The sequence below is a fragment of the Nocardioides gansuensis genome (genome assembly GCF_003076135.1).
Lineage (GTDB): Bacteria > Actinomycetota > Actinomycetes > Propionibacteriales > Nocardioidaceae > Nocardioides > Nocardioides gansuensis.
In genome coordinates this window covers 267,892-280,514 of record NZ_QDGZ01000005.1, presented here as the reverse complement: position 1 = coordinate 280,514, position 12,623 = coordinate 267,892, and the positions used below count along the sequence as shown (strand labels likewise).

Sequence of the window (12,623 nt, the reverse complement as noted above, 5' to 3'; positions counted from 1 at the left end):
TACCGAACCCACCCGACCGCCAGCCTGTGGACGACGGGTCGGCGGCCGCCCCTGTGCACGACAACTGGCTGGGACACCATGGCCCCGCACCTACGATGACCGCATGCCCCGCCCGACCGCGGCCTTCTTCGACCTCGACAAGACGATCATCGCCAAGTCGAGCGCGCTGGCCTTCTCCCGGCCGTTCCAGGCGGGCGGCCTCATCTCGCGGCGCGCGATGCTGCGGTCGGTCTACGCGCAGTTCGTCTACCTCGTCGGCGGCGCGGACCACGACCAGATGGAGAAGATGAGGGCCTTCATGTCCCAGCTCACCGCCGGCTGGGACGTCGCCACGGTGCGGGAGATCGTCGCCGACACCCTGCACAACATCGTCGACCCCCTCGTCTACGACGAGGCCGTGAGCCTGATCGAGGAGCACCACCTCGCCGGCCGCGACGTCGTCATCGTGTCGACGAGCGGGGCCGAGGTGGTGGGCCCGATCGGCGAGATGCTCGGCGCCGACCGCGTGGTCGCGACGCGGATGGAGATCGTCGACGGCCACTACACCGGCGACATCGAGTACTACGCCTACGCCCAGGAGAAGGCGCGCGCGATCGAGGACCTGGCGCGCACGGTCGGCTACGACCTCGGCCAGTGCTATGCCTACAGCGACTCGATCACCGACGTGCACATGCTCGAGGTCGTCGGCCATCCCCACGCGGTCAACCCCGACAAGGAGTTGCGCCGCGTCGCGCTCGAGCGCGGCTGGCCGGTGCTCGCCTTCGACAGGCCGGTCGCCCTCCGCGGCCGCGTCTCGCTGCCTGCGACCAAGCCGACCCTGGCCGCGCTGGCGGTCGGCGGCTTGCTCGCGGCGGGCGGCGTGATCTGGGCGAGCTCGCGCAGGCGACGCCTCGGAGCCTGACGGCTCAGGACGCTCGAGGCCCGCGACGGGAGCATTCCGACCCCGGTGTACGGAATGCAGGAGGCCCACCACCTGGGCTGGCACGCACCGAACGGTCGAGATGTCAACCCTTGAAGGTGGCGTTGACACGGCGTAGAACGGACACAGAACTCAACAAGGTCCGCACGTGAGCCGGGTACCCACGCGGCGATCGACCCTTCCTACCAGGGCGCATGTCGGCGGGGATCCAGTCCCCCCGGACAGCAAGAGAGAAGCACGCTTGGTAGCCATCGGCATCACGTGTCAGCGACGGCACCCGGTCCACGCGAGCGGGTGCCGTTCGCATGCGCGGACCTACTCCGCCGCCCGCCGCAGGGGGCTCGCCTCCGCGCCCGCGGCGTAGGCCTCGGCGGCGTAGAGCATCCACGCGTGTACGCCGCGCGGGCCGCCGTCGCGGTAGCCGCGCAGGTTCGACTCGTACTCCGGCCGGAGCGCCAGGTGGCCCGCTTCCGGCACGACCAGGGACTTGGCGTCCACACCGCGGGCCACGAGCACGAGCCGCTCCACAGCCCGGGCCACGAGGCCGTTGTGGGACGGGAACGGCGCGGTCGTGGCCAGGTCGGCGTGCACCACCGCGGCGAGCATGAGCGCGGGCACCTCGTGGGAGGTGAGCAGCAGCTCGCCGACCCCCCGCAGGCGGTCGGCGCCGGCGGAGTCGCGGGGCCGGCCCAGCGAGTCCTCGGGCAGCGAGCCGCTTGCGGCCACGGCGTGCAGCCGGGCGATCGCCTGCAGCGGCGCGCTCTTGAGCAGCGGCGCGAGCGCGAGCTGGGAGACCGACATCCGCACCGCGTCCTGGGCGATCTCGTCCCCCTCCCCTGCCCTCACCTCGGCCAGCGACGAGGCCGACCCCTCGAGCACCGCGCTCGCGTGCGCGCCGCGCAGCAGCGACTCGGCGGTCGCCTCCGGGGAGGTGCGGCGCAGGCCGCGGTCGCGGAGCATCACGTCGATGCCGTCGCGGGCCGCGGCGTAGGCGGACGGGACGCCCTCCAGGGTCGTCAGCCAGGCGAGTGGGTCAGCGGTCACGAGGCCCGACGCTAGTAGCCTGCTGTCGATGACCGACGAGCAGCCCACCCCGGCACCTGACCACGCGGCCCTGTCCTTCGGGCGGAACGCGTTGGCCTACGACCGTGGCCGACCGTCGTACCCCGCCGAGGCCGTGGCCTGGCTGGTCGGCGGCGACGCGCAGGTCGTGCTCGAGCTGGGCGCCGGCACCGGCAAGCTCACCGCCGAGCTCGTCGCCCAGGGACACGCGGTGCACGCGGTCGAGCCGGATGCCGAGATGCTGGCGCTGCTCGAGGCGCGGGTGCCCGGCTGCAGCGCCAAGCAGGCGAGCGCGGAGGAGATCCCGGCACACGACAAGTCGGTCGACGTGGTGGTGTGCGCGACGTCGTTCCACTGGTTCGACCACGAGCGCGCGCTGCCCGAGATCGCGCGAGTCCTCAAGCCCGGCGGGCACGTCGCGGTGGTCTGGAACGAGCGCGACGAGCGGATCCCGTGGGTACGCCGCCTCGGCGACGTGCTGGGCCGTCATGACCTGGACAACACCTCCCAGGCGGTGCTGGTGAGGTCCGAGCTCTTCGGGTTCGTCGAGGAGAAGTCGTTCACGCACTGGCAGGACATCAACCGGGAGTCGATCGTCGACCTCGCGGCGTCGCGCTCCAACATCGCCTCGCTCGCCGACGAGGCCCGCGAGGCCAAGCTCGCCGAGGTGCTCGCGTTCTACGACGACTACGGGCGCGGGATGGACGGCATGCAGCTGCCCTACCGGGCCCGCTGCTTCAAGGCCGTCGTGGTCAAGGACGACGACCCACCGGAGCCCGAGGAGCCTGTCGTCTCCGACGGCACCGACACCGACATGCTGCTGATCGACTTCCGCTGACAACCATTCCCCCGCTTCGTGCATCACACTGGCCGACACCGACCACAGGGGGAAACACCAATGAAGCATCTCGGGATAGCACTGCTCGCCACGTCCGCGCTCGTCCTGACCCCGTTCCCGGCCTCGACCGCGCTCGCCGCGGGCGAGACCTGTCAGGGCAAGGCGGCGACCATCGTCGGCACGGGCGACAAGATCGTCGGCACGCCAGGTGATGACGTGATCGTCACGGGCTCCTCGACACAGGTGGATGCCGGTGCAGGCCACGACCTGATCTGTCTGACCAGCCCCGTCACCGAACCCAGAACCCCCTACATCGGTGCCGGCGAGGGCAATGATCTCGTCGACAGCACGGGCACCCTGCGGAGTGCCTACGTCACGCTCGGCGACGGCCGTGACAGATACGTGGGCGGCCGGGCGGACGACCGGGTCTCTGCCAACGACTTCGACGACACGGTCACCCTCGGTGGGGGCGACGACTACTTCACCGCCCAGGACTGGCGGGACGGGACACCCCTCATCGTCGGGTCGTACGACGGCGGCAGCGGCGAGGACTGGCTCACGACCGAGTCCCGCGACGTCGCCCTGCGCCTCGACCTCGCTGAGGGTCGCCTCGACGTCGACGGCGTGCAGGCGGCCCTCGTCACCGGATTCACCCACGCCCAGGTGACCGCGGAGCACGCCGTGCTGAAGGGTGATGGCCGGGCGCAGTTCCTCTGGGTCGGCGGCTGCACCATGGAGGCCTCCGGCCGCGGAGGCAACGACCATGTCGCCTTCCACTACAGCGAGGACTTCGAGTTCAAGACGTGCACCCGGACGGCACGCCTGTCCGGCGGCTCCGGCAAGGACACGCTCCGAGGCTCCAGCGGCGACGACGTGCTCAGGGGCAACAGCGGCCGAGGTGACTCCGCCCACGGCCGCTCCGGCAGCGACACCTGCCGGGCGGAGAAGGAAACCACGTGCGAGCGGTGACACGACCGACTGCGGTCGCGACTCGGACACGTGTCGGGCTCATAGCCCAGGCCCAGCCGTAGCCCGGGCCACTTCCCGGACAGCTGTCCGGGGAGGCTTCAGACAACTTCCCGCCCAAGGCGGCGACGACATCTTTGTCGGCCATGCCGGCACGGATCTCCTGCGCGGCGGCCAGGGCCGCCACAACTCCGGCGGCAAGGGCGTGCGCGACACCTGCAAGGCCGAGGCACGCCTATGACCCCGCCGGTGTGCTCGGCGGGGTGCGGGGCGGGGTCATGGTCGATGGACGCCGTGGCTGGGGAGGTGCAGGGCGGTGGTGCCGGTGCGATCGCGGAGGTAGAGCCGGCCGTGGGGTGAGATCCACAGGTAGATCCCGGCGGCCAGGACCAGGACGCGCCAGCTGCCGTGGGTCTTGAGTCGGTGGTGGCTGCGGCAGGCGGGGGCGAGGTTGGAGGACGTGGTGGGTCCGGGTTGCTCGCGGCGGCCTTCGGCTTCGGCGTCGTGGTCGTAGGGGACGACGTGGTCGAGGTCGCAGCGGGTGGCGGGTCGGGTGCACCAGGGGAAGTAGCAGGTCTTGTCCCGCAGCTGGACTTGTTGTCGTTGCCGGTCGGTGGACTCGTAGGCGGGGGTGTGGATCTCCGCGTCGAGGTCGACGACCGGGAGGATCCGGACCTCGGTGTGGTGTCGGCGCACCAGGCCTTGACCTGGTCGAGCATGATCAGGCGTTGGCCCTCGTCGAGGCGTCCGGTGCGGTGGAAGGTCGCGACTCCGGCTTCGCCGAGCGCGGCGGCGGAGAGGTGGATGCGCAGGTCCAGCCGGCGGGCGGCCGGCAGCTTCGCCTCTGTGGCGGTCGCGGAAGCCGTCGGGTTGTCCGTGTCGAGAATGCCCTCGGCGGTGGCTGTGGTGGCGTTGTCGCCGGCGAGGTCGAGGGCGAGCTGGTGCCGGACGAGGTGGCCGAGGGCTTGGGCGCGGCGGGCGCCGAGGGGCTCGATGGAGCCGAGCGCCTTGAGCTGCTCGGCACCGAGGCGGAGGGCGTGGTCGAGATCGAGGCCGTCGGCGAGGTCGAGCTCGCCCTCGAGGCGGATGGTGCCGGTGTAGCCGACCTGGTCGGCCTCGAGGGTGACGTGCCGGGTGTCGGGGCAGGGCGGCTGGTCGTCGTCGGGGTCCTCGGGCAGCACGCGGGGTCCGAACCGCTCGATGGCCTCGGCAACCAGCCGGTCGAGCTGGGCCTGGCCGATCTTGGCGACGAAGGGGGCGACCTGGGCATCGACCCAGGCGGCGGCCTCCCGGGAGAGGGCCGGGGTGGTGTGGATGGTGGTCTCGGCGACCAGCCGGGCGCGCCAGGCAGGGACGCGGCCGGCGTGCACGGCGGCCCAGAGGCGGGGGAGGCGGTGGCGGAGCTCGAGGGCGTGCCCGAGGAGCTTCTTCGCTGCGGTGGTGGAGATGTGAAGGGTGGTGCCGAGCTCGGCAATGCAGAACTCCGCGACCAGGGGGCAGCCTTCGCCGGCGATGGCTTCTTCGTGCTCGATCCCGGGCAGGGTGAAGGTCGCGGCGTCGTGGATCGACTCCGCGGGGTGCAGGTCGGCCCAGTGTGCGGCGAGCTCGAGCTGGCGGGCGGCCGCCGCGTGCTCTGCTGCCCGCTCGTCGGCCAGCACGGCCAGCAGCTCGGCGGCCGACAGGTCGTCAGTCGCCTTCCTGCTGGGCTCGGGGTGCTGGCTGGTCACGTCACAGACACTAGAGGTGACCACCGACATCGGCGGCCCGGATTCACGCTCAGGCCTCGGGGTGTGAACAACTTCTCGAACACTTTCTCGACCGCGCCTGGGCGGGGTGGGGTGGTGGTTTCGAGGCTCGCTGCGCTCGCACCTCAACCACCGATCGGGTGTTGCGCTCGCACCTCAACGACCGGGGAACAGGATGGTGGTTTCGAGACGGGACGTCATCCCTCGCTCGGCACGGACGTGTGCCGTGCTGAGGTCGTGAAGAAGTGCGAGCGCTGAAGCGGGGGCTAGTCTCCGCTGCATGAGCAGCGGCTGGCGCCGCCCGTGGCGGCGTACCCATCTCGGCACGGAGGCCGACCGCGCCACCTTCCGCACGCTGCACAGCGCCTCGCTCGCGAGCCCCGCACTGCGGGAGGGGCTCACCGTGGACAGCGCCGGGCGCAGCATCCGCCACCTGCGCGACCTGCTCGGCACGCCTGCGCTGGCCCTCACCGACGTCGACTCGCTGCTCGCCTGGGACGGCATCGCAAGCCACCACGAGGGCCAGGCGGCGCCGATCGCGCAGCGTACGGCGGAGGCCGGGGACACCCGGGTCGCGGACCGCGACGAGGTCGACTGCGGCAGGCCGGGCTGCGAGATCCGCGCGGCCGTCGCCAGCCCGCTGGTGGTGGAGGACCGCATCGTCGGGACGCTGCAGGTCTACGCACCGGTGGCGACGGCGGGCCTGGTGCAGGCCGCCGACGAGGTGGCGCAGTGGGTGTCCGGCCAGCTCGACCTCGCCGAGCTCGACGCGTCACGCACCCGGCTGATGGAGGCCGAGGTGCGGGCGCTGCGGGCACAGATCAGCCCGCACTTCATCTACAACTCCCTCGGCGCGATCGCCAGCTTCGTGCGCACCGACCCCGAGCGGGCACGCGAGCTGCTGCTGGAGTTCGCCGACTTCACCCGCTACTCGTTCCGCCGCCATGGCGACTACACCACGCTCGCCGAGGAGCTGCGCAGCGTCGAGCGCTACCTCCTGCTCGAGCAGGCCCGCTTCGGCGACCGGCTCGGCGTGACCCTGCGGATCGCGCCCGAGGTGCTGCCGGTGACGGTGCCCTTCCTCTGCATCCAGCCGCTGGTGGAGAACGCCGTGCGCCACGGCCTCACAGGCGAGTCCGGCCACATCAGCATCGTCGCGCGCGACCTCTCCCAGGAGGCGCTCATCGAGATCGAGGACGACGGCGCGGGCAACGACCCGGAGACCATCCGGCGCGCGCTGGCCGGCGACCCGTCGACCGACTCGGTGGGCCTGGCCAATGTCGACGCGCGGCTGCGCGCGACCTTCGGGGACGACTACGGTCTGGTCGTGGAGACCGCCCCCGGAGCAGGCACGAAGGTGATCGTCCGCGTGCCGAAGTTCGCCGCGGGGGTGCACGCATGACCCCGCCGCTGAAGGTGCTGGTCATCGACGACGAGCGGCCCGCGCTCGACGAGCTCGCCTGGCTGCTCGGCCGCGACCCCCGGATCGGCGAGGTCCTCACCTCCGACTCGGCCACCGAGGCGCTGCGCGTGCTGCAGGACCTCGAGGTGGACGCCGTCTTCCTCGACATCCAGATGCCGGGCCTCACCGGCCTCGAGCTGGCCCAGGTGCTCTCCCGCTTCAAGGTGCCCCCGCCGGTCGTCTTCGTGACGGCCCACGAGGAGCACGCGGTCGACGCCTTCGACCTCCGCGCGGTCGACTACGTCCTCAAGCCGGTGCGCGCCGAGCGCCTCGCCGAGGCAGTACGCCGCCTGGTGGACGCCGGCGGGGCCGCGACCGCCTCCGGGGACGAGCAGATCCCGGTGGAGCGCGGTGGCGTGACCCGCTTCGTCAGCCGCTCCTCGATCACTCACGTGGAGGCGCAGGGGGACTACGCCCGGCTGCACACCCGCGGCGACAGCCACCTCGTCCGGGTGCCGCTGTCGACGCTGGAGGAGCAGTGGGCGGCCGCGGGCTTCGTCCGGATCCACCGGTCGTCGCTGGTCTCGCTCGCGCACATCGACGAGGTGCGCATGCAGGGTGGCAAGTGCACGGTCGTGGTGGCGGGCGAGGAGCTCGACGTCAGCCGCCGCCACACCCGGCAGCTGCGCGAGCTGCTGACCACGCGCCGTGAGCGGAGCGGGCCGTGAACGAGCCGGTCCGGGTCCGGGTCACCGGCCCGCCGCGCCACACGACCCGGCGCCGCGCCCGCACTCGCGAGATCGACGAGGAGACCGCCCTCGGCGCGGTGCTGATCTCCTCGCTGCTGCGCACCCAGCTGCGGCTGGCGATGATGGTGCTGCTTCCCCTGCTCGTCGTGGCTGCCGGGCTGCCGCTCGCCTTCCACCTGTGGCCCGCGCTCGCCGGCATACGCCTCCTCGGTGTGCCCGTGCCGTGGCTGGTCCTCGGCGTCCTGGTCTATCCCTTCCTCCTGCTGCTGGGCTGGCAGTACGTCCGTCGGGCCGAGCGGCACGAGCGGGAGTTCGCCGAGCTCGTGGAGATCGCCGACCGGTGAGGACACAGCGATGACAGGCGCCGAGGTCCCGAGCATCGTCGCGGTCGTCCTCGTCGCGGTGGCGACGCTGGCGATCGGCACCTGGGGGCTGCGGTTCAGCCGCACGACGAGCGACTTCTTCGTCGCCTCGCGCACCGTCCGCCCCGCGCTGAACGCGAGCGCGATCGGTGGGGAGTACCTCTCCGCCGCCTCCTTCCTCGGCGTCGCCGGCCTGGTGATGGCCTTCGGCGCCGACATGCTCTGGTATCCCGTCGGCTGGACCGCCGGCTATCTCCTGCTCCTCGCCCTCGTCGCCGCCCCCCTCCGGCGCAGCGGCGCCTACACGCTGCCCGACTTCGCCGAGGCCCGCCTCGGCTCGGCCCGTGTGCGCGCCGTCTGCTCGGTGCTGGTCGTCGCGATCGGCTGGCTCTACCTCTTCCCCCAGTTCCAGGGAGCCGGGCTCACCCTCGAGGCCGCCCTCGGCGCTCCCCGCTGGGTCGGGCCGGTCGTCGTCGGCCTCGTCGTCCTGGTCAACGTGATGAGCGGCGGAATGCGCTCGATCACCTTCGTGCAGGCGTTCCAGTACTGGCTCAAGCTGACCGCCCTGCTCGTCCCCGCGCTCGCGATGGTGCTGGTGTGGGTCGGAGACGGCGCGCCCAACCCGACCGACGTCGCCGGCGTCGGCGACCCCGGCCCCCTCTGGTCGCTGCCGCTCGGGTCTGGCGGCGGCCAGGGCCTCTACCTCACCTACTCGCTGATCGTCGCGACGTTCCTCGGCACCATGGGCCTCCCCCACGTCGTGGTCCGCTTCTACACCAACCCTGACGGCCGCGCGGCCCGCCGTACGACGCTCGTGGTGCTCGCCCTGCTCGGCTTCTTCTACCTCCTTCCGCCCGTCTACGGCGCGCTCGGCCGCGTGTACGCCGCCTCCGGCACCGCCGACGTCCTCGTGCTCGAGCTGCCGCGGCTCGTCGTGGGCGGCGTCGGCGGCGACCTGCTGACCGCGCTGGTGACCGGGGGCGCGTTCGCCGCGTTCCTCTCCACCTCGTCGGGTCTGTCGATCGCGGTGGCCGGCGTGATCAGCCAGGACGTCATCGGCCGGTCGGAGCACTCCGGGGTCACGTCCTTCCGGCTCGGCGCGGTCGTGGCCGTCGTGGTGCCGTGCGTGCTGGCCGTGGCCGCGCCCGACGTCGGCGTGGCCCGCGCGGTCGGCCTGGCCTTCGCGGTCGCGGCGTCGACCTTCTGCCCCCTGCTGGTGCTCGGGATCTGGTGGCGCGGCCTCACGCCGGCTGGGGCGATCGCCGGGCTGCTCGCCGGGTTCGTCGGGTCGGGCACCGGGGTCGCCTACAGCCTGCGCTCCAGCGAGGCGACGAGCTGGCTCGCGGTGCTGCTCTCCCAGCCGGCTGCCTGGTCGGTGCCACTCGCCTTCGCCACCATGTGGTCGGTCTCGCGCGCCACGCCCTCCCAGGTGCCGCGGCACACCCCGCGCTTCCTGGTGCGGCTGCACACGCCTGAGGACCTCCGGCTCGAGCGTGGCCTCGAGCGCCACGTGTGAGCGCTCCCCGTGAGCACGGGCCCGCCTACAGTGGCGTCCGTGACTGAGGCTGACCTCGCCGTCATCGGCGGCACGGGGTTCTACGCCTTCCTCGACGACCCGGTCGAGCACCCGGTCGACACCCCCTACGGCGCGCCCTCGGCGCCCGTCGCCGTCGGCACCGTGTCGGGCCGCCGGGTCGCCTTCCTCCCCCGGCACGGCAAGCACCACGACTTCCCGCCGCACGCGATCAACTACCGCGCCAACGCCTGGGCGCTCCGCTCCCTCGGCGTCCGCCAGGTGCTCGCGCCCTGCGCGGTCGGCGGGCTCCGCGACACGGTGGCCCCCGGCGACCTCGTCGTCCCCGACCAGCTGGTCGACCGCACGCACCGCCGCGTGGGCTCCTTCGTCGAGCGGGGCGCGGTGCACCTGCCGTTCGCCGACCCCTACTGCCCCGGCGTACGCCACGCCCTGGCCTCCGCGGGGGTGAAGGCGGGCGGCACGATGGTCGTCGTCGAGGGCCCGCGGTTCTCGACGCGCGCGGAGTCGGCGCACTACGCCGCCCAGGGATGGGACCTGATCAACATGACCGGCGCGCCCGAGGCGGCGCTCGCCCGGGAGCTGGGGCAGTGTTACGCCGCGCTCGCCCTGGTCACCGACATGGACGCCGGCGCAGACTCGGGCGGGGGCGTCGGCCAGGCCGAGGTCTTCGCGCTCTTCCGGGCCAACCTGGAACGTCTCACCGGCCTCCTCGGCGAGGCGATCAAGGCACTCCCCGACCCGGCCGGCTGCAGCTGCGCGACCTGGGCCGACGGCATCGAGCTGACCTACGACGTCCCGTGAGGGCCCGCCTGGCTGCCGCCTGACCGTTCGTCCTACCGCACCGACCGCTGGGCGCCTTCCGGCACCCGCCCGCCGACCCGTCGCCTCGTCGTACTCGCCCGGTGCGGCGCACCGGTGCGACCGTGATGGTGGTCACAGCAGCGTGACCGCATCCCGTTGCGAGAGGACGAACCCGTGACTTCCCAGGCACATGAACAGGCCGCGCGCCACGATCCGGTCTACGACCGGCTGCATGAGACACAGGAGTTCACCGAGCTGAGGAAGCGCTATCGCGGGTTCGTCATCCCCGCCACCGCGGCCTTCCTCGCGTGGTACCTGCTCTACGTCGTGCTCTCCAACTGGGCACCTGATCTGATGAACGCCAAGGTCGTCGGCAACATCAACGTGGCCCTGGTCTTCGGGCTGCTGCAGTTCGTCACGACGTTCGGGCTGGCGTGGCTCTACAGCAGCTACTCCAACTCCAAGCTCGACCCGCTGGCCCGCGACCTCGAGCAGAGCTACCGCGACCAGGCAGGCACCAACGCGAGGCGAGGTCAGTCATGAGCGATCAGGTCCTGACCACCGTCCTCTTCCTCGCCGTCGTCGCCCTGACGGTCGGCATCACCTTCTGGGCGAGCCGACAGAACAAGACGGCCGCCGACTTCTACTCCGGCGGCCGCTCCTTCTCCGGCTTCCAGAACGGCCTCGCCATCGGCGGCGACTACATGTCGGCCGCCTCCTTCCTGGGCATCTCGGGTGCCATCGCCCTCTACGGCTACGACGGCTTCCTCTACTCCATCGGCTTCCTCGTCGCCTGGCTCGTCGCGCTGCTGCTCGTTGCCGAGATGCTGCGCAACGCCGGTCGCTACACCATGGCCGACCAGCTCGCGTTCCGGATGCGGCAGCGCCCGGTCCGCACGGCCGCGTCGCTGTCCACGGTCGTCGTGTCGATCTTCTACCTGCTGGCCCAGATGGTCGGTGCAGGAACCCTGGTGGCGCTGCTCCTCGGCGTCGACAGCCAGGCCATCAAGAACATCACCATCATCGGTGTCGGCGCGCTGATGATCTTCTACGTCGTCGTCGGCGGCATGAAGGGCACGACGTACGTCCAGATCATCAAGGCCGTCATGCTGATGCTCGGCTCGGCGCTGATCGTGGTCCTCGTGCTGGCGGAGTTCAACTTCAACCTCTCCTCGCTCCTCGGTGCGGCGGCGGAGAACTCCGGGAAGGGCGATGCGTTCCTCCAGCCCGGCCTCCAGTACGGCTCGACGCTGACCTCGCAGATCGACTTCCTGTCCCTCGGCCTGGCCCTGGTGCTCGGTACGGCCGGCCTTCCGCACATCCTGATCCGCTTCTACACCGTCCCCACCGCCCGGGACGCGCGGAAGTCCGTGCTCTGGGCCATCGGGCTCATCGGCGCGTTCTACCTCATGACCCTGGTGCTGGGCTTCGGCGCGGCGGCGCTTCTGTCGCGGGACGCCGTGGACCCGGCGGCCGGCGGCAACCAGAACCTCGCGTCTCCTCTGCTGGCCGAGGCGGTCGGCGGCGGCGAGGGCTCGACCGGCGGCGCCATCCTGCTCGCGCTCATCGCGGCGGTCGCGTTCGCGACCATCCTCGCGGTGGTCGCCGGGTTGACCCTGGCCAGCTCGTCGTCGGTGGCGCACGACCTCTACAAGGGCGTCATCAAGAAGGACCAGCCGGTCAGCGAGAAAGACGAGGTCCGGGTGGCCCGAATCGCGGCGTTCGCCATCGGCGCCATCGCGATCGCACTGTCGATCCCGGCGCAGCGGCTCAACATCGCCTTCCTCGTGGCGCTGGCCTTCGCCGTCGCGGCGTCGGCCAACCTGCCGGCCATCATCTACAACATGTTCTGGCGGCGCTTCAACACCCGCGGCGCCACGTGGAGCATCTACGGCGGCCTGATCGCCGCCGTGGGCCTGGTGCTGCTGTCACCCGTCATGTCGGGCGCTCCCACGTCGCTGTTCCCCGACTCCGACTGGGCGATCTTCCCGCTCAACAACCCGGGCATCGTGTCGATCCCGCTGGGCTTCCTGCTCGGCTTCATCGGGACGGTGACCGGCCGGGAGCCCGCCGCCGAGGACCGCTTCACCGAGCTCGAGGTCCGTGCCCTCACCGGGGCGGGCGCGGAGAGCGCCGTGCACCACTGAGTCACGACGGCCCCGCCGCTGTAACGCCGGGTCAGGGCTTCCTCTACCTATGAAATTCCATAGGTACTACAGCTCCTGACCCGGCGTTACAGCCG

Annotated in this window: 12 protein-coding genes; 10 read left to right on the top strand and 2 right to left on the bottom strand. The window is 71.7% G+C overall.

Annotated features, from left to right (window positions below):
- The first annotated feature begins 103 nt into the window (after positions 1-103).
- A complete protein-coding gene (locus DDE18_RS13180) occupies positions 104-901 on the top strand; it encodes an HAD family hydrolase (RefSeq protein WP_116572718.1) in 798 nt (265 codons plus the stop codon).
- A 333-nt stretch (positions 902-1,234) separates the two neighbouring features.
- Here DDE18_RS13180 and DDE18_RS13175 read toward each other — a convergent pair whose 3' ends face one another.
- Positions 1,235-1,963 carry a Fic family protein gene (locus DDE18_RS13175; protein ID WP_116572717.1) on the bottom strand — a complete coding sequence of 243 codons (729 nt, stop codon included), beginning with the start codon at positions 1,961-1,963 and terminating at the stop codon, positions 1,235-1,237.
- 28 nt (positions 1,964-1,991) lie between these two features.
- Between DDE18_RS13175 and DDE18_RS13170 the strand changes: the two genes are divergently transcribed.
- Positions 1,992-2,819, top strand: coding sequence for a class I SAM-dependent methyltransferase (locus DDE18_RS13170; protein WP_116572716.1), 828 nt, complete (start codon positions 1,992-1,994; stop codon positions 2,817-2,819).
- 60 nt (positions 2,820-2,879) lie between these two features.
- The gene (locus tag DDE18_RS13165) at positions 2,880-3,788 is read left to right on the top strand and encodes a hypothetical protein (RefSeq protein ID WP_116572715.1); all 909 of its coding nucleotides are present in this window, start codon (positions 2,880-2,882) and stop codon (positions 3,786-3,788) included.
- A 98-nt stretch (positions 3,789-3,886) separates the two neighbouring features.
- Here the strand turns inward: DDE18_RS13165 and DDE18_RS13160 are convergent, their stop codons facing one another.
- The gene (locus DDE18_RS13160) at positions 3,887-5,512 is read right to left on the bottom strand and encodes a DUF222 domain-containing protein (RefSeq protein WP_165821148.1); all 1,626 of its coding nucleotides are present in this window, start codon (positions 5,510-5,512) and stop codon (positions 3,887-3,889) included.
- 298 nt (positions 5,513-5,810) lie between these two features.
- Here DDE18_RS13160 and DDE18_RS13155 point away from each other — a divergent pair, with 298 nt between their 5' ends.
- The 7 genes from DDE18_RS13155 to DDE18_RS13125 all read left to right on the top strand — a co-directional run bounded on the left by DDE18_RS13155 (position 5,811) and on the right by DDE18_RS13125 (position 12,528).
- Positions 5,811-6,932 carry a sensor histidine kinase gene (locus DDE18_RS13155; protein ID WP_116572713.1) on the top strand — a complete coding sequence of 374 codons (1,122 nt, stop codon included), beginning with the start codon at positions 5,811-5,813 and terminating at the stop codon, positions 6,930-6,932.
- Positions 6,929-7,660, top strand: a complete 732-nt coding sequence (locus DDE18_RS13150) for a LytR/AlgR family response regulator transcription factor (RefSeq protein ID WP_116572712.1) — start codon at positions 6,929-6,931, stop codon at positions 7,658-7,660. The genes DDE18_RS13155 and DDE18_RS13150 overlap by 4 nt, the downstream gene beginning before the upstream one ends.
- On the top strand, positions 7,657-8,025 hold the full coding sequence (locus DDE18_RS13145) for a DUF485 domain-containing protein (protein WP_116572711.1): 369 nt from the start codon (positions 7,657-7,659) through the stop codon (positions 8,023-8,025). Before DDE18_RS13150 ends, DDE18_RS13145 begins: the two co-directional genes overlap by 4 nt.
- A gap of 10 nt (positions 8,026-8,035) precedes the next feature.
- Positions 8,036-9,559 (top strand): sodium/solute symporter, encoded by a 1,524-nt coding sequence (locus DDE18_RS13140; protein ID WP_116572710.1) that lies wholly within the window; start codon positions 8,036-8,038, stop codon positions 9,557-9,559.
- A gap of 39 nt (positions 9,560-9,598) precedes the next feature.
- Positions 9,599-10,381, top strand: a complete 783-nt coding sequence (locus tag DDE18_RS13135) for an S-methyl-5'-thioadenosine phosphorylase (protein ID WP_116572881.1) — start codon at positions 9,599-9,601, stop codon at positions 10,379-10,381.
- A gap of 174 nt (positions 10,382-10,555) precedes the next feature.
- On the top strand, positions 10,556-10,924 hold the full coding sequence (locus tag DDE18_RS13130) for a DUF485 domain-containing protein (RefSeq protein WP_116572709.1): 369 nt from the start codon (positions 10,556-10,558) through the stop codon (positions 10,922-10,924).
- Positions 10,921-12,528, top strand: coding sequence for a solute symporter family protein (locus DDE18_RS13125; RefSeq protein ID WP_116572708.1), 1,608 nt, complete (start codon positions 10,921-10,923; stop codon positions 12,526-12,528). The genes DDE18_RS13130 and DDE18_RS13125 overlap by 4 nt, the downstream gene beginning before the upstream one ends.
- The last annotated feature ends 95 nt before the right edge of the window (positions 12,529-12,623 follow it).

Excerpts from the sequence above, each read along its gene's own strand:
- DDE18_RS13150 (WP_116572712.1), top strand. The coding sequence starts at position 6,929 with ATGACCCCGCCGCTGAAGGTGCTGGTCATCGACGACGAGCGGCCCGCG.
- DDE18_RS13180 (WP_116572718.1), top strand. The coding sequence starts at position 104 with ATGCCCCGCCCGACCGCGGCCTTCTTCGACCTCGACAAGACGATCATC.
- DDE18_RS13170 (WP_116572716.1), top strand. The coding sequence starts at position 1,992 with ATGACCGACGAGCAGCCCACCCCGGCACCTGACCACGCGGCCCTGTCC.
- DDE18_RS13155 (WP_116572713.1), top strand. The coding sequence starts at position 5,811 with ATGAGCAGCGGCTGGCGCCGCCCGTGGCGGCGTACCCATCTCGGCACG.
- DDE18_RS13165 (WP_116572715.1), top strand. The coding sequence starts at position 2,880 with ATGAAGCATCTCGGGATAGCACTGCTCGCCACGTCCGCGCTCGTCCTG.
- DDE18_RS13125 (WP_116572708.1), top strand. The coding sequence starts at position 10,921 with ATGAGCGATCAGGTCCTGACCACCGTCCTCTTCCTCGCCGTCGTCGCC.
- DDE18_RS13140 (WP_116572710.1), top strand. The coding sequence starts at position 8,036 with ATGACAGGCGCCGAGGTCCCGAGCATCGTCGCGGTCGTCCTCGTCGCG.